General features: G+C 48.9%; 12 protein-coding genes. All 12 read right to left on the bottom strand.

The annotated features are described in order from the left end of the window. Positions 1–119 precede the first annotated feature (119 nt). Positions 120–1664 carry a GGDEF domain-containing protein gene (locus MK185_11980; GenBank protein ID MCH2041343.1) on the bottom strand — a complete coding sequence of 515 codons (1545 nt, stop codon included), beginning with the start codon at positions 1662–1664 and terminating at the stop codon, positions 120–122. Positions 1665–1726: 62 nt separating this feature from the next. Beyond that, positions 1727–2761, bottom strand: coding sequence for a nitronate monooxygenase (locus tag MK185_11975; protein ID MCH2041342.1), 1035 nt, complete (start codon positions 2759–2761; stop codon positions 1727–1729). A gap of 90 nt (positions 2762–2851) precedes the next feature. Then, the gene (locus MK185_11970; protein ID MCH2041341.1) at positions 2852–3190 is read right to left on the bottom strand and encodes a hypothetical protein; all 339 of its coding nucleotides are present in this window, start codon (positions 3188–3190) and stop codon (positions 2852–2854) included. Between the two features lie 90 nt (positions 3191–3280). Then, positions 3281–5992, bottom strand: a complete 2712-nt coding sequence (locus MK185_11965) for a hypothetical protein (protein MCH2041340.1) — start codon at positions 5990–5992, stop codon at positions 3281–3283. A gap of 168 nt (positions 5993–6160) precedes the next feature. Further along, entirely contained in the window at positions 6161–7594 is a 1434-nt protein-coding gene (locus MK185_11960) for an FAD-dependent oxidoreductase (GenBank protein ID MCH2041339.1), read from the bottom strand. A gap of 29 nt (positions 7595–7623) precedes the next feature. Continuing rightward, positions 7624–12072 (bottom strand): glutamate synthase large subunit, encoded by a 4449-nt coding sequence (gene gltB, locus MK185_11955; protein ID MCH2041338.1) that lies wholly within the window; start codon positions 12070–12072, stop codon positions 7624–7626. Positions 12073–12237: 165 nt separating this feature from the next. Then, positions 12238–13680 (bottom strand): AAA family ATPase, encoded by a 1443-nt coding sequence (locus tag MK185_11950; protein ID MCH2041337.1) that lies wholly within the window; start codon positions 13678–13680, stop codon positions 12238–12240. 24 nt (positions 13681–13704) lie between these two features. After that, the gene (gene aroB, locus MK185_11945; GenBank protein MCH2041336.1) at positions 13705–14796 is read right to left on the bottom strand and encodes a 3-dehydroquinate synthase; all 1092 of its coding nucleotides are present in this window, start codon (positions 14794–14796) and stop codon (positions 13705–13707) included. Position 14797: 1 nt separating this feature from the next. Next, on the bottom strand, positions 14798–15307 hold the full coding sequence (aroK, locus tag MK185_11940; protein MCH2041335.1) for a shikimate kinase AroK: 510 nt from the start codon (positions 15305–15307) through the stop codon (positions 14798–14800). Between the two features lie 11 nt (positions 15308–15318). After that, complete coding sequence (locus MK185_11935; protein ID MCH2041334.1) at positions 15319–17409, bottom strand: type IV pilus secretin PilQ; 2091 nt, start codon at positions 17407–17409, stop codon at positions 15319–15321. A gap of 3 nt (positions 17410–17412) precedes the next feature. Next, positions 17413–17946 (bottom strand): pilus assembly protein PilP, encoded by a 534-nt coding sequence (locus MK185_11930; protein MCH2041333.1) that lies wholly within the window; start codon positions 17944–17946, stop codon positions 17413–17415. Continuing rightward, the gene (pilO, locus tag MK185_11925; protein ID MCH2041332.1) at positions 17943–18584 is read right to left on the bottom strand and encodes a type 4a pilus biogenesis protein PilO; all 642 of its coding nucleotides are present in this window, start codon (positions 18582–18584) and stop codon (positions 17943–17945) included. The genes MK185_11930 and pilO overlap by 4 nt, the downstream gene beginning before the upstream one ends.

The following is an 18584-nucleotide window of genomic DNA, read 5'->3' as shown; positions in this document are numbered from 1 at the left end:
GTTCAACCCGTCTTTGCAGGTTTGTCGACAGTTTAGACAATCAGGCCAATGGTCAAAGGTTGTACAGCGCCGGGAGTATAATTATTCAGCAGAGTCGCAGACCGTGTGAGTCCCTCTGGCTATTTCACGCCAGCGAGAGTCAGCTTCCCGTCATTACTGGCGTGTTTTTTCTGACGATGATGAGCTTTTTTCTCTTCGTACATAGCGCTGTCAGCGATCCGCATAAGGTCTTGTAACTCATAGCCATGCACACGGGTATAGGCAAAACCCAGGCTGGCAGAGACATGATAAGGGGAAAATTCCGCACTGTTGGCAGCAAGAATCAGACTACGAAGCTTTTCAAGGATCATCAGTAACCGATCCATATCAGTTACCGGGTCAACAATAACAACAAACTCATCACCACCGACACGTGCGGCCATATCCCCACGCCGCAACAGGCTGCTGAGAGAATTACCAACACGACTCAGTATTTCATCCCCGGCTTCATGACCCAAATTATCATTAACCGCTTTAAATCCATTTAAATCGATGTAAAACAACGCCATATCGGTGTTGGATCGATGTGCAGTGGACAATAATCGTTGCGCATATTCTTCAAAGTGAAACCGGTTAGGCAAACCGCTTAAAGAATCGTAGTTTGCTTGTCGGTACAGTACTTCCCGCTGCAACTCCTCATCCGCTTCGTGCCTGCTGTGCAGTACGAACATCAAGCGGTAAAGCGTTGGCAGCAGAATAAGCGCAATACTCAGCAAAACCAGCCAGCCCCATTCAATCTCTTGCCAGCCAGTGCGCCGTTTGAATGTCAGCTCTAGCCGATAATCAATGAAGTCGACTGGTTTCACAACTTCGAATACCGGAAAAACACTCCAATCAGGCGTATTATCGGTACGGAATGCGGTACGAACCAATTGGAATTTTTCGTTAACACTCAACACGTTCAGGCTAACATCCAAACCGCTCAGACCCGCGATAGTGGGCGGCAGCAAATCATTTACCTTAACCACTAATAAACTGAGAAACTGCGGAGACTGGTCACTTACAACCGTTTGCATCATAACCATAACCTTATCTTCATCCAGCATCTGGAAGGGTTCGGTTAACACAATACGCTCGCTGATTTCCTGCGGTATGTGATTATTGATAAAGTCGATGGTCCGCAAATCCAGACCCAGCCTCGATGCTTCAACCGTGGGTTCAATCATGATCACTGGCAGTGCATGATCTCCGTCATTAATGCTTTGCTGTACAACGCCCTCACCACCGATGAAACGTAAAAGAGATGCTTCACTGTTCTGGCTATGCATCAGATCGGCAAATCGATCCCAATTACCTGACCGCACAAATTTAGCCGCCTGAAACATATAAATATGCGGAAAGCGCTGGCTCATTATGGTGGCATAGTTTCGCACCGCCTTGGGATCTACCTGCTTTTTCCCCTTAAAGTAAGTCGATAAACCAACCAGCAATGTTTCATTTTGCGCCATTTTCTCACGAACATATTGGCTGATCACGTGGCTTTGCGCGACGAACTGGCTTTCGAGCTTTTGAATATTCCAAAACCAGGACATAACGAAGGCAGCCATCAGCCCCAATAGGGTAATAGCTGTGAGTAGTCCATACAGGATTTTCAAGCGAGAACGCTTGAGACGTTTTGTGATCATAACTCAGCTGGCTTCGATACTCATGTATGTAGCCTAGCTGAGTTCAGGAAATTATCTGTGATTCAGTTCCACAAATTCTTTTGTTGGCGGTGGATGTCTTGCGCTTCTTGCAGAATCCGATCAACAACCTGCTCAACCGTTGGGATATCTTCAATCAACCCCTGCGTTTGCCCCACAAACTGAACCCCTTTGTCGAGGTCACCGTCAATAGTTGCCGCCCGCAGACGAGGAACACTCGCGCCGAAATAAGCCAACAGCTTCACTTTATCCACCATCGCCAGCATGCCTATCATGATTTTCCAGATCGGTTGCTTAACGATTTTCGCCGCTTTCATTGCCTCAATAGAAGCCAGAATAAAATTCATTGGACGGCGGGTTTCTTTTATAGAGCGAGGTGTACGCATCACACGAGCAGGAATACCATCGAAGTTCTTGCTGTAAATGGTCTCCTGCTCTGACTTGGTAACGACCGCGTCTTTGGTAGTCTGGTTCAGTGGGCTGTCCTGGGTTGTGGCAAAGCGTGATCCCATAGCAATAGCATCAGCCCCCAAAGAAAGTGCAGCTAATAATCCGCGTCCATCAGCAAAACCACCGGTAGCAATCACCGGGATATCGACTTTTGAAGCAATCGCTGGAACAAGAACCAGGGATGTCACATCACCGCCGTGTGCCGCCGCTTCATGGCCGGTAACCAACAGCGCGTCAGCTCCGATAGATTGCGCAGACAAAGCGTGCTTTTCACTGACAACCGTCGCAATAACTTTGCCACCATACTCATGAGCGCGTTTGACCAACCAGTCCCCTTTACCGAGCGAGAAATTAATCACTGGCACCTGCTCTTCTAAAGCGATTTCAGCATTTTCTTTAGCACCCGGCATGAGCAACGTCACGCCGATGCCAAAAGGCTTATCCGTCAGTTCACGGATTTTCCGAATCGATGTACGGGTTTCATCTGGCGTCAGAGGACCACTGGCGAGAATCCCCAAACCTCCGGCGTTAGAAACCGCAGCGACTAACTCCGGCGTAGATATCCAGCTCATACCTGGTAACAACAAAGGATGCTTGATACCTAATAATTCAGTAATACGGGTTTTCATCGGATGGCCTATCTAAACAAGCAAAAACGCAACTTTACAGCCCATAAACAAGTTGTCTATGGCCGAAGTGACAGGGACGTTCTGGGGAAATTAACGGTAGGAAGGCTCGACACCCCGATGCTGAACAAAATCCTGAAAACGTTGTAAACGTTGCTGTGGTGACATATCTCGCAACTGTTCAATGCTCTGCTCTCGTTGCAAGCGCTCTAGGGACTGTTGCATCTGTAAGCTTTGCAGAGAACGATAGAAATCATCCAACGCTTGACGTTGTTGTGGCGCCTGATTGTTCCATTCAAGCTGCCAGCCCGGATGATTTTGTGGTTGTTGAAGCTGCATCTGCTGCATCATTTCAACAGCGCGAGGGCTGCCCGGCTCAGCAAAAGCAGGCAGTACACAGGCCAAAATCAAAAAAAACGATAAACGCAGCAAGACTGGGTTCCGATAACAAACTGTATCGCTATTGTACTCAACCCCTGACTAAATTGTAGTCAGGGGTTGGTAAAGGGAGCGCTGCCAACTTTATTTGGTTAGCCGTATTTCCCTGGTAATACCATTGGAGGTTACTGAAACGGTTATATATTCTTCAGAACCGTCTGACGTATAAGTCGCTTGGTGGAACATGCCGAAATCATACTCATCCATGACTAGAGGACTATTAGTTGAATCAATCTCATTAATGGAGTTAGTCACCGTTGTACTGCCCGAACCAATCTCAAAGCCTTCACCAGAAATAGACAGCGTTGTCCCCGCAGGAGGGATATTACCGTTTACATCTTGAACCAGTACATACAAGTTACCAGTGCCGTTATATTTCGCATGAGCATTATCTGGATCAACCAAAGCATTGACTCTCTGGACCGCAGCTGTCGTATCGAACAGTTTTTTAATCACTGCGGTTGCAGCAATATTATTGGCTGTCGCGACTTCATCGATCGCATAAACCCGGATGATCATCGCTTCAGTTCCTTCGCTTTGTACCAAACGCAGGCTGCTAGAAATAAATGCTAGCTCCCCACAATGCCCAAGACTTTTAGCACCATCAGAACACAATGCACCTTGATAGAGTGTTGGAGCAACGTCATGAGTATTGTCGCTATTATAATCTGCGAAGAATTCTACGTTAACGCCTGCATTTTTATCCGGCGCTTCATGAGCTGCAGTAGTTCGACTACAACCACTGCACCAATCATCATTTCGTATTGGCTCAGGTAATGATTCTTTAGACTCATTAGCATCGTAAAGCCCATTGCCATTACCATCGTTAAATCCAGCTTCGCCTTCCATATAAGCCATAATTGTCGTCATGCCAAAGTGAGTATTATTGGCTACACGGTAGGAAGAATTAGTCCAATCCGAACGGGTTTCATTCACATAATTTAATACCGGATTTGTCATCCCAGGGCGATCACCGGATGCTTTCCATTGCACGGAACATGATCCGCCAGAAATCTGGCAGTTAGATTCAATCTGCCCTGATTCTGCTGTAAAGTTCACAACCGTTCCATCGGGTACTCGATTGTTAAATTGATCCGATGCAAATGCCGTAATGGTGACAGTGCTTCCAGAGAAGCTCGCGGCATTAGGGTTCAAAACATCAGCAGCTATCTGGAAGCTATCCTGATCTGCAATTCCCGTTGTGATTGCAATTGTCTGTGAGTTAGTTGGCTGAATTGCAGGCTCGCTTCCAACTCTTTCAACTTCAGCTCGAACAGCAACCAAAGCATGAGTTGAGCCAGAGTTTATTACTGCTGTGACCAAACCATCAGCATCAGTTACATCTGAATTTGTCGCAAGTTCAACACCACCAGTCTTGTTTGTTAGTTCAAAATCAACAACACGACTCTCGATAGGGTTTTGAGATTTATCAACAACTTTGAATGTTACTGCGGCTTGTGTCGGTAAACTGCTCGACCCAACTCCCTTAATTGCAAGAGAACTACGATCGACCCCTTCAAACGAAATTGCTCCAACTTCAGGTGATCCAACAGTAATGGAACCTGTCGCGGTACCCAACAGAGAAGAACGATTAATCTGACCATTTTCCACTCCGTATAATGAAACCGTTATCGCATCGGCACCGACACAGCCTTCAGCAGTATAAGAGAAGCTGACACTGCTCCCCTGTGATACAACCTGCTCAGTTTTGTTAAACGTCGCTAATGCAGGAACCTGAGAGGCACAGTTCGATTCAATCTCCAAACCATAGGGCTGGTTGGTAATCGCCGCATTGGAATTATTGGCATCAACAATGGTCAGGTTAATGCCCGCAGTTGCGCTGGAAGCAATCGTTCCAGGACTGATACCGAGATTTCCCTGACTGAATGCTCCGGCTACACCATTACCGATACGCGCATCGACGCCTTGGGAAGCCGTTACGACAACATTCAGAGTATCTAAAATCACAGAAGAGTTATTTTTATCGAACAACGTCAGGGTCAGGTTATTAGCCCCCTGACAAGCATTACGATACGTCGTTTCAATATCACGATCGGCATTTTGTGCACCAACCGAGAAACTTGCGGTATTACAGTCGGTCGCCCAGCTCACTCGATAGTTGGCCGCCTGAACCTGTTCATTCGCCAACAGCGGATTTACAATCGTGGCAGACAATTGTGTCTGAGTCGCGCCAACCAGATTAACCACACCTCCGATCTCGTTGTCTGCGTAGGCCGCCCCACTGCCACTGCCGAGTGATGGCGAGGCCGTGGTAATCGTTCCCTGAGCCGTTGCTAGTGGCGTGGCGCTGGAAGCGTCAGCATTGAAGGCATACAGACTAGCGGTAATGGTGTCACCGTTGGCACAGTTGGTATTGCGATATGTTGTCGATACACTACCTGATCCGAAGGTACGGGAAACAGAGAATACCGCATTACCCGCCGCCTCACAGGTTGAGGTAAAGGTGAACTGATAGTTAGCAGCCAACAGCGCATTACCAGCATTTTTATCAACTGCAGAGACTTCAATGACCGTCTCGCCGCCAATCAACACCTCTTCCGAGCTGATACTCAGCACGCCTTCATAAAACGAGGCGCCTTGCCCGGCACCTAATGTAGGTGATGCAGTGACTTCACCATCTTCTGAACCGCCGCTGCTATCGACATCGCCGCTGGTTTCGTTGTTTGTGTCCGTACCGCCCGTTGAACCTACAACGGGTGTATCCCCATCACTGCCACCACAGGCGGCCAAAAATAAGGTGAGTAGCGGAATCGCTACAGCAGTAGGCTTAAACATACACGTACGCTCCATCTGAGGTTTATGCCATCCAGTATCTAATAGCCCGCAAGCATAGCATCGGACCTAGTTCACAAGCCATAACAAAAAAAGCGCGTAAGTGCCTAAACACCAACGCGCTTTTCATATTTACTGATTATTTAAGTATCGCTGCTTAACGATCAGTAATCATACATCCAGATAATCCAGAATACCTTCTGCCGCTTGTCGACCTTCCCAGATTGCCGTAACAACCAGGTCGGAACCACGCACCATGTCACCACCGGCGAATACTTTCGGGTTAGTGGTCTGGAACTTGAACTCCTGCTCTTCTGGAGCAACAACACCATCCCAGCTGTTCAATTCGATACCAAAATCCTTGAACCAAGGCGCAGGGCTAGGACGGAAACCGAAAGCGACCAGTACCGCATCTGCCGGCAGAATTTCTTCTGAACCTTCTACGACTTGTGGACGACGACGGCCGTTTTCGTCCGGTTCACCCATTTCTGTGGTGACAACCTTCACGCCTTCAACCTTGTCTTCGCCAACGATGGCAACAGGCTGACGATTAAACAAAAACTGTACACCTTCTTCACGAGCGTTCTGAACTTCACGCACGGAACCTGGCATGTTTGCTTCGTCACGACGATACGCACACGTAACTGAATCGGCATCCTGACGGATCGAGGTACGGTTACAGTCCATCGCGGTATCACCACCACCCAAGACCACAACTTTTTTACCCTTCATGTCGATAAAGTCAGCGGCGTCTTTTTCAAACCCCAGATTGCGATTGACGTTGGCAATCAGGAAGTCCAGCGCGTCATGCACACCCGGCAGATCTTCGCCCGGGAAACCACCTTTCATGTAGTTGTAAGTTCCCATCCCCAGGAATACGGAATCGAATTCGTCAACAATGCTCTGGAAGTCGATGTCTTTGCCCACTTCGGTATTCAAGCGGAACTCCACCCCCATGCCCTCAAACACTTCGCGACGGTTAGCCATCACGCTTTTTTCAAGCTTGAACTCTGGAATACCAAACGTCAGAAGACCACCGATCTCCGGGTATTTATCGAATACAACCGGGGTAACACCGTTACGTGCCAGAATATCTGCCGCGCCCAGACCCGCAGGACCGGCACCAATAATGGCAACACGCTTACCGGTTGGCACAACTTTGCTCATATCCGGACGCCAGCCCATAGCAAACGCCGTGTCGGTAATGTATTTCTCAACATTACCGATGGTCACAGCACCAAAACCGTCATTCAGGGTACAAGAACCCTCACACAGACGATCTTGTGGACAGACACGACCACACACTTCAGGCAGCGTGTTGGTCTGATGGCTCAGTTCAACGGCTTCCATGATATTTCCTTCGCTGGCCAGTTTCAGCCAGTTAGGAATGAAATTATGAACCGGGCATTTCCATTCACAGTAGGGGTTACCACATTCGAGACAACGGTGTGCCTGATCGGTTACCTGCTCCTGCTGAAACGGCTGGTAAATCTCAACAAACTGAGCTTTACGCGTTGCTACCGATTTCTTTGTTGGGTCCTGACGACCCACCTCAACAAACTGAAAATTATTATTCAGACGGTTTTTATCTAAACCTAGCGACATCTTGAACCTCTCTCTCTCGTCCTGACCACTTACTCAGGACGAGCACGGGTATTGTTCAGCAGTTGTTGTAAGTCAGCAGCTTTTGGCTTAACCAGCCAGAACTTGCCAATAAAGCCGTCGAAATCATCAAGGATTTCCTGACCCCAGGCACTGCCGGTCTCCGCCACAAACTCTTTGATTACGCCACGCAGGTGATTGCGATGACCACCCATTTCTTCGTTAGCGATGCGATGGATATCCACCAGTTCATGGTTGTACTGATCAACAAACGTATTGTTCTGGTCCAGTACGTAAGCAAAGCCACCGGTCATGCCCGCACCGAAGTTGTAACCGGTATCACCCAGCACACAGATCATGCCGCCAGTCATGTATTCACAGCAGTGATCACCAGCACCTTCAACAACTGCGTGAGCACCGGAGTTACGTACACCAAAACGCTCACCCGCGCGGCCAGCTGCCAGCAGCTTACCGCCGGTTGCACCGTACAGACAGGTGTTACCAACAATAGACGTATCGTTGGTTTTGAATTCAGAACCCTGTGGTGGACGAATGACCAGCTTACCACCGGTCATACCTTTACCCACGTAGTCGTTAGCGTCACCTTCCAGGATCATTTCCAGACCACCGGCATTCCAAACACCAAACGACTGACCGGCAATACCAGTCAGGTTCAGGCGTACTGGCTTGTCAGCCATGCCCTGGTTACCGTGGCGCTTAGCAATTTCACCCGACAGACGAGCACCAACAGAGCGATCGCAGTTGGTGATGTGGTATTCGAACTCACCGCCCGCTTTGTTTTCAATCGCAGACAGAGTTTCCTCCACCATGCGCTCGGCCAGCAGACCTTCGTCGTACGGACGATTTCGGTCAACCTCACAGGTATGTGGTTTATCCGCTGGAATCTGATCGTTGCTGATAATAGGCGTCAGATCCAGGTTGCGCTGCTTCGCAGTACTACCCTGTAGCATTTCCAGCAGGTCGGTACGACCAACCAGTTCTTCCATGGTGCGTACACCCACAGAAGCCATCCAGCCACGAATCTCTTCAGCAACAAACCGGAAGTAATTTTTCACCATATCCGCGGTGCCGATGTAGTGTTTCTCCCGCAGGTTATCGTTCTGAGTGGCAACCCCAGTAGCGCAGTTGTTCAGGTGACAAATACGCAGATATTTACAACCAACCGCAACCATAGGCAGCGTACCGAAGCCGAAAGACTCTGCTCCCAAGATCGCAGCTTTAACCACATCAAGACCAGACTTCAGACCACCGTCAGTTTGCACACGAACCTTGCCGCGCAGATCATTACCACGCAACGCCTGATGGGCTTCAGACAGACCGAGTTCCCATGGCGAACCCGCATACTTAATGGACGTCAGCGGAGACGCTGCAGTACCACCGTCATAACCCGAGATGGTAATCAGGTCGGCATATGCCTTAGCAACACCGGCAGCGATGGTGCCAACACCCGGCTCGGATACCAGTTTCACAGAAACCAGTGCTTCAGGGTTTACCTGCTTCAGATCGTAAATCAGCTGGGCTAAATCTTCGATCGAATAAATATCATGATGCGGTGGCGGTGAAATCAGCGTCACACCCGGCACCGAATAACGCAGAGTCGCAATCAGGTCGTTAACCTTACCACCCGGCAGCTGGCCGCCTTCACCGGGCTTCGCACCTTGCGCCACTTTAATCTGCAGCACTTGAGCGCTGGACAGATAATGTGGGGTTACACCAAAGCGGCCGGAAGCGATCTGCTTGATCTTAGAGTTACGGGCAGTGCCGTAACGCAGCGGATCTTCACCACCTTCGCCGGAGTTGGAACGGCCACCCAGTTCATTCATCGCTTCGGCTAATGCTTCGTGAGCTTCCGGAGAAAGAGCACCCAGCGACATTGCAGCAGTATCGAAACGCGGGAAAATCTTCTCAGCAGGCTCCACGTCGGAGATATCAATTGCAGTCACATCTTTACGCAGTGACAGCAAGTCCCGGATAGTCGCCGCTGGTCGTTCGTTAACCAACTCTGCAAAACGGTCATACGCCGCCTGACTGTTGGTTTGTACCGCTTCCTGAATGTTCTTAATTACATCCGGGTTGTAAGCGTGATATTCACCACCGTGTACGTATTTCAGCAGACCACCCTGCTCCAGCTTCTTACGCTTTTTCCAGGCAACATTTTTTATAATGCCCAAATCGTCTTCGAAGTCGCAGAAATCGGCGCCTTCGATTCGGCTGGTAACGCCACAGAAACACAAATCAACCACATCTTTGCTCAAACCAACCGCTTCAAACAGCTGAGAGCCACGATAAGAGGCAATCGTGGAAATGCCCATCTTGGACATGATCTTCAGCAAGCCTTTACGGATTGCTTTACGGAAGTTCTGATGCGACTTCAGCGGATCGCCCAGCAGTTCATTGGTGCGATGCAGATCGGTTAATACATCATACGCCAACCATGGGTACACAGCAGTTGCACCAAAGCCCAGCAACACAGCAAAGTGATGCGCATCTCGGGCAGCACCGGTTTCAACCACAATATTACCATTGGTACGCAGACCTTTTTGTACCAGACGGTGGTGAACCGCGCCCGTCGCCATCGGCGCCGGTATCAGCATCTGATCCTGAGTTACTTCACGGTCAGACAGAATCAGAACGACATTGCCATCACGTACTGCCTGTTCCGCTTTATTTGCCAGATCAACAATCGCCTGCTTCAGACCAACAGCCGGATCGAATGCCATGCTCAGTTTGATGTGCTTGAACGCGTCACGACCCGTGTTCATCAAGCCAACGAACTTCAGCGGCGACAGCACTGGTGAGGTCAGAATGATCCGGTTAGCGTGTTCCGCGGTTTCATCAAATACGTTCTTCTCACCACCAATGCAGGTCTCAAGCGACATAACGATTGCTTCGCGCAGGGGATCGATTGGCGGGTTGGTTACCTGAGCAAACTGCTGACGGAAATAATCCGCAACATGACGAACACGGCTTGAAAGCACCGCCATCGGCGTATCGTCACCCATGGAACCGGTTGCTTCCTGGCCACCTTCGGCCATAGGACGCAGAACCTGATCGCGCTCTTCGTTGGTGATTAAGTGCAATTTTTGATGAGTGTTTAACTCATCGCCTTTCATATCTTCCAGACCAGCATGCTGCAGCTGTAGCTGACTTTCGATACGAATGGCGTTTTCTTTCAGCCATTGTTTGTAAGGCTGGGATTGCTTAAGCGCGTTGTCGATATCATCCGTGTGAAGCAGTTTGCCTTCCTGGGTGTCGATGGCGAGCATCTGCCCTGGACCTACACGGCCTTTAGCAACGACATCTTCAGGCTTGTAATCGTAGGTCCCAATTTCCGAAGCAACTGTAATAAAGTTGTTCTTGGTGATCACCCACCGAGAAGGACGCAGACCGTTACGATCAAGACCACATACGGCGTATCGACCATCGGTTATTACCAGACCAGCCGGACCATCCCACGGCTCCATATGCATGGAGTTGTACTCGTAGAAAGCACGCAAATCGGCATCCATGGTTTCCACATTCTGCCACGCAGGTGGAATCATCATGCGAACCGCACGGAACAGGTTCATACCACCGGTTGCCAGTAACTCCAGCATGTTATCCATGGAAGAAGAATCGGAACCGGTTGTGTTCACGATTGGCGCCAGATCCTGAAGGTTCGGCAGCAGTTCACTGTTGAACTGGCTGGCACGCGCATTGGCCCAGTTACGGTTGCCTTTAATGGTGTTGATTTCACCATTGTGAGCCAACATACGGAATGGCTGAGCAAGCGGCCAGCGTGGCATCGTATTGGTGGAGAAACGTTGGTGGAAAACACAAATCGCGGTTTCCAAACGCTGATCGCCTAAATCCAGATAAAAATTAGGCAGGTCGACAGGCATGGTCAGACCTTTATACGACAGCACTTTATCGGACAGGCTGGCGATATAGAAATCCGGATATTCGCTCAGCGACTTCTCGGCAAAACGACGGGCATAGAACAGTTTAACGGACAGTTCCTGGTCGCTCAGGTCATCACTCGGAGCAACAAAAATCTGTTCAAAACGCGGCAGGCAATCAATCGCCATTGGGCCCAGGCAGTCGTTGCTGGTTGGCACAGTTCGCCAGCCCAGAACATTTAACCCCTGACCTTCAATAGCTTTTTCTACAGCTGCTTTCTGTTTCTCGAAAATGGTCTGATCCAGATCCATAAACAACATACCAACGGCATATTGTGCTGGTAGAGCGATACCCGCTTCCAGGGTCACCGCTCGCAGAAATGAATCCGGTTTTTGCAGCAATAAGCCACAACCATCACCGGTTTTACCGTCGGCAGCGATACCGCCACGGTGTGTCATGCACGTTAAGGATTCAATTGCTGTCGTCAGCAGCTCGTGACTCGGTTGACCTTCTAAATGGGCCAGTAATCCGAATCCGCAGTTGTCCTTAAAGTCGCCTGGGTTATACAGACCAGTTCTCATAGAACAAGCTCTCATCAGTAAAAAAACGATTTAAATCAAGGGCTTAAAAGCCTAGGCGCTCAAAAAATAAGCAACATCGAGATAAAAGGACGCTCATTTTACACATCTCAGCGTCCTCCCACAAATTTGGCTGGTAACAGATCAGAGTTTGACCAGGTAGAACTACTAGCGATCCTTAAGTAGTTTTTGCACGGTTTGGACGTCTTTAATCCAGGGCGTTTGGCTGCGTAACGACTTTGGCATCGCTGCAACCGCTTGATCGGCGGCAGCGCGATTCGGGTATATTCCGGCAACAACCACATGCCAGTCTTTCCCTTTATGCTGCGATTTGTACAGGAATAAATCAGAACCGATCTTCCCTCGCCAGCGTGCGATAAAGCTTTCAGCACCGGCTATATTGTAAAAGCCAGATAACTGAGCAACAAAACCAGTAGCATTCAGCAAGACCTGCTCATTCGCCGAATACTGTACCGATGAATTTTCTGATACCTGAGTTATTTCTGGCTGTTGCGCAAGAATGGCAGGTACCTGCGTTGATTCGGCAGCCTCCGTGACAACATTTTGAGACGGCTGATAGTTGAAATCAGGCTCTTTCTCTGGCGTAACTTCTACAACAGTTGCTGTTGCTAAAGGCGGCTCTGACTCTGAATTAGTCGTGGTACCAATAACGCTGTCGTCGACCACCGTTTCCTCAAAGAAAACAGGCTCCGTTTCAACTTGCGAAGATTCAAGAGTCGCAAGCAAAGCCTCTTCCGCTGACAACTCAGGTTCGGCCTCGCCTTGATACAGAAATGACATCATTAACGCTGCGGCAACCCCACACACAGCAATAATGTGGGTGACAGGGAAGCGTGACTTCGCCTCACCGGAAGCAGCCTCAGTTAACGGGTCTGCATCCAACAATACATCCTCGAGCTCGCGTAAAAACAGTAATGGCAGACCATCGGAGCGCTCATGTGCAGTGCGAATCTGATCATCAGCAAGCGCGTCCGTACCAAAAACCTGAGCAGACAAAAGCTGTGCGTCTTGCTCTGAAAGTGGCTCGAGCTTTACGACGTGAACAGGCGCCAGAGTTGGCGATTCTCTCAGATTATTTTCAAAACCACGCGTACCAAACAAGGCAAAAGACAATGCCTGTGGTGACAGCAGTGCCAGATGAGCAATATCGTTAAGAGTTTCTGAGTCCAGCTGCTCTGCCTGATCAATTACAACCAATGTGGAGCGACCATCTGCATGGCGCCTGTCAGCCGCTTGCTTTACCGCATCTTTGGCTTCGGCGAGGTTGTCTGATAACTGAGGCAGATCCCAGTGACCTGCGAGTGCAGTGAGAATTCCGATCTGGCTCGTCATTAAATCGGCGTTCAGGCTGAGCGTATCTTCCGGTTCTTCCCGCTGAGCAGACAGGGCAGTAGCCAGCGTGGTTTTGCCAATACCTGCAGAGCCAGATACGACCACTAATAACTCACTGTAGGAAGCTAGATGGGAGAGCAGCTCCAGTGTCACCTGTTGTTCTGGTAATAGTTGCACAACGGGTTGGGAGAAGCTTTGCCCAATAACAGAACCACTCAGGGTTACCTCATCCTTCTCAAGATACAGATCGGTTTCCATAACTCTCCCCAATATTATATAGCGTCAGCAGCAGCCTAAGCTCTCTCCTGCAACCAGAGTCTCTGTTAACAGGTCTTTATCGATATCCGAAGTAATATAGGCTTCTCCGATACGCTTCAGCAATACCAGGCGAATACGGCCATCCAAGACTTTTTTATCAACCTGCATACGTGAAGTGTAATCTTCAACGGACATATCATCTGGCCCCACCACAGGCAAACCAGCATCAATCAGCAATTTTCTCAGTGCCAGCACTTGTTCAGCAGTAATATCACCCATGCGACAACCCAGATCAGCGGCCATTAGCATACCGGTACCTACCGCTTCGCCATGCAACCAATTGCCATACCCCTGATGCGTTTCAATCGCATGGCCAAAAGTATGCCCGAGATTAAGTATTGCCCGAATACCCACTTCGGTTTCATCCTGAGCCACAACATCGGCTTTATCCTGGCAAGAACGTTCGATCGCATAAGCCAAAGCTTTGCCATCTTTAGCCATCAAGGCTGCCGTGTTCTGTTCAAGCCACTCATAAAATTCACAATCACAAATCAAGCCGTATTTGATCACTTCTGCAATACCGGCTGATAACTCACGCTCAGGCAAGGTATTTAATGTAGCGGTATCGGCAATAACACATTGCGGCTGGTGAAAGGCACCAATCATGTTTTTGCCCAATGGATGATTCACTGCCGTTTTACCGCCGACCGATGAATCCACCTGTGCCAGCAATGTGGTCGGCACCTGAATAAAGTTCACACCACGTTGGTAGGACGCCGCAGCAAAACCGGTCATATCACCGACAACACCGCCGCCCAGGGCTATCAATGTGGTGGTGCGATTATGCTGCTTTTCTAATAAGGTATCGTAAATACGGTTCAGTATTTCAAGATTTTTGTATTCTTCACCGTCTGGAAGGATGACTTCATCAACTCTGTAATTGGTCAGCGCACTTTTGACTTTATCCAGATAAAGGGGTGCGACTGTTTCGTTGGTGACGATCAGTACCTGATTCCCCTTAATGTAGGGAGTATACAAAGACTCGTCAGTAATCAGATCAGTACCAATAAAAATCGGGTAGCTACGCTCGCCCAGGTCGACAGTCAATGTGTTCATATTACTTCAGACGTTTCTTCAGTTCATGGACAACCCACTTGGGGTTGCGTTGGTCGGTTTCTATAATGACATCTGCTACTTCACGATACAGAGGATCACGCACAGCAAACAGGTCTCGTAAAATCTGTTCCGGATTGTCTTGTTGCAACAGCGGCCGGTTCTTATCTTTAGCGGTGCGTGCCAGCTGCTGCTCAACCGAAGTACAGAGATAAACAACGGTTCCCCTCGCAGCCAGGTGCTGCCGATTCGTATCGCGCATTACAGCACCACCACCGGTTGCCAGCACGATTCCACCCATTTGAGTCAGTTCGTCGATAGCATGCTCTTCACGCTCGCGAAACCCTGCTTCCCCTTCCATATCAAAGATCCAGGGAATATTGGCGCCACAACGTTCTTCAATTACCTTGTCGGAGTCGAAAAATTCAGTATGCAGCTCTGAGGAAAGCAGACGGCCAATGGTGCTTTTACCCGCGCCCATTGGCCCTACAAGAAAGACAGAATGACGTTTCATAAATTACCGGATTACAGGCTCTCATCTACCAGCTTCGGGGTAATAAAAACTAACAACTCTGTTTTCGTGTCACTGATATTGGTATTACGGAACAATGCGCCAATCAATGGCAGGTCCCCAAGGAATGGTGTTTTCGTGATGGTGTTCACCTGCTCCGAACGGAATATCCCGCCTAACACGACGGTATCACCATTATCCACCAAAACCTGAGTATCGACTTCGTTTGTGTTAATTGCAGGGCCAGCGGGGGTGTCACGACCGACAGAGTCCTGATTCACCACCAGATCCATAATAATCCGGTCATCGGGGGTAATCTGAGGGGTAACCTCAAGCCTCAGAACAGCCTTACGGAATTCAATACTGGTGGCACCACTGGAAGCGGCTTTCAGATACGGTAATTCAGTACCAGACTCGATGGCAGCGGTCTGACCATCAGCGGTAATTACGCGAGGCTGAGAAACAATTTCGGCCTTCCCGTCAGTTTCGATGGCTGATAATTCAAGGTTAAGTAAATAGTCTGTCGTCTGATAACCAACGGCAAAAGAAGTGGCTGCAGCATTTGACACCCCCAGGTCCACGATATTAGCAGCGCCCAGGCTGATACCATCGGAGCGGGATTCATCACCGAACAAAATCTGAGTACTTTCGGCAATTGTCTGCTGGCTACCACCAAATGTTTGCAGGTTTGCGCCGTTATTTTTAAAACCAGCACCGCCCCATTTGATACCCATTTCCTCACCGACGTTGGTTTGTGCAACCACAATACGGGCTTCAATTAATACCTGACGCACCGGAACATCCAACATGGTGACGGCCTCACGAACACGCTCCAGATTAATCGCGGTATCTTTCATCAACAGAGTATTTGTGCGCTCGTCAACGACCGCACTACCTCGTGCTGACATCAGCCCTTCTTCATCATTCAAAAGCTTCGCAAGATCTACCGCTTTGGCATACTTCAACTGCACGTATTCGGTCACAAGAGGCGCCAGTTCTTCAACTTGCTTAACCGCTTCCAATTCTATTTTTTCTCGTGCAGCAATTTCTTCAGCAGGAGCGATCAGTAAGACTGACCCCATCTGACGTTTGCCTAAAGCTTTGGTTTTTAACACCAGATCAAGCGCCTGATCCCAGGGTACGTTTTGCAGGCGTAATGTAATACTGCCCTGCACGGTGTCAGAAGCCACCAGATTCAAGCCGGTAAAATCTGCAATCAACTGCAGTACGGCGCGAACTTCGATATTCTGAAAGTTAAGAGACAGTTTTTCGCCGGTAAACGGGAATTTTTGTCTGCGTTCTTCGACTTCTTCCTCTGGCAACTTAGAAACGTTGATCGATAACAGTTTATCGGTCTGATAAGCCAGGTAGTCAAAGTCATCACCCAAAGGCTCGATGATCACACGCGCAGAACCATCTTCCACTTTAGAGTCGATAAATTTAACTTCGGTTGCAAAATCGGTTACATCCAGGCGACGACTCAAAGATGCAGGCAACTTAACACCTTCTAAATCGGCAATAATCTTACGGCCCTCACGACGAATATTGGCCGCTGCCTGGTCGCTATTGAACATAATCTGGACCTGACCATCGCCCAACTCACCGCGACGGAAATCGATGTTAACAACCTGCATAACCGATGAATCAGCACCCAGATCAACCGGAGTATTAGCATCAGGAGTCGGCTGGAACTTCTCATTTCCGCCTTTAGAACCGCCGACCAGCACCACCAGTTTGCGATTGTCAGCACTGGTCGAATAATCAACCAGTCGAGTCATATTAATCACCAGGCGCGTACGGTCTTTGGTTGCCAACACCATCGCGGTACGCGCGTTACCAGAGCCAATAATGTGCTTTTTACTTTTCAGAGTACTCTTGACGCCCATCAGATCGAGAGAGATACGAGCGGGCTTTTCAATGGTATAGCCCTTAATCTGTTCAGGTGCGGGTCCGTCGAATTCCAACTCAATTTCAGTAACGTCGCCCGGCAAGGATGAGAAGCGAATATCATTTAACGTCAGAGCCATCACAGAGCTCGTCAGAGAACTGATGAGGACAACCAGAAAAATCCGCATTATTGAGATACCTTTATTTATATTCTTCATTTATCAGCCCTCTCCCAGCCCTTCAAGCGCCAATGTTCTCGGGCGCTCGAGCCAGCCACCCAATCCGTTTGGAACAATCTCAACCACACTGATGCGGGTGTCAGAAATAGAAACTACTTTACCGTGATTCTGGCCCATAAACTGACCTTCACTGATACGCACAACGCTGCTATTACCGTCTTTAACTAATGCCCACAAAGCGCCATCGCCGCCCTGCATGGTACCCACCATCGATAATTCGCCAAAATTAAACTGCTCCAGGTGCTCTTTTGGTCGGTCGAAGTCAGGTGTTACGTCATCGGCAGTTTCAATTTTCACTTCCGTGTCAACGATCACCGGCAATTCAAACGGAGAGCGCAAACCTGCAGCGCTGTAATTAAATGCCTCGTAAGGCTTGAACACAGGAATGGGCTTAATACGCCCACGCGGCTGGCTTAATACATCATCAACAAATACTTTAAGATCGGAGGTGTCAGACCCCGAACTACACCCTACCGTAAGAGCTGTGACAATGATCAGCAAAATTCTCATACTCATCGATCCTCATCACCGCTGTACTGATAGGTTTTGGCACGAATTGTCATCAACAGCTTACCCGGCTTATCGTCTTTTTTGATATTAAAATCATGCAAAGTAACAATACGTGGCAAAGAAGCGACAGCCGAAACAAAACCACCCATTTCGTGATATCCACCGGATACTTCAATATCAATCGGGAGTTCGTTATAGAACTCCGTTTTATTAATGCTACCAGGATTGATTGCACTCAATGTCAGTCCGGCACCCAATGCCGCCGAGCTGATGTCATCGACTAAGCCGGGTACTTCCGTGTCGCGCGGTAATTGCTGTAACAGAGAGCCAAACGCCTCCTCCATTTCCAGCATCTGATCTTTATACTCTTCCAGGTTGGCACCGCGGAATGCTTTTTTCTCAAAGTCCTGCTTCAGTGTCTGCTCTTTCTGCTCAGCCTGAGCAAGGGAAGCACGCACTGAGTCGATCATTAAAAAGTAACCACCAACCAGCACACCGATAAAACACAGTATCAGGAAGAATACCTTACCAGCCTGCGGCCAGGACCCCATATTCTCCCAATCAATATTATTAATATCATCAGGTTCAAAGTTCTTAACTTTTTCCAGCAGCTCCTGCCAATTAACCTCTTTCAGACTTGCCAT

The organism is Saccharospirillaceae bacterium (assembly GCA_022448365.1).
Taxonomy (GTDB): domain Bacteria; phylum Pseudomonadota; class Gammaproteobacteria; order Pseudomonadales; family Oceanobacteraceae; genus Bacterioplanoides.
This window is presented reverse-complemented; position numbering and strand designations above follow the sequence as displayed.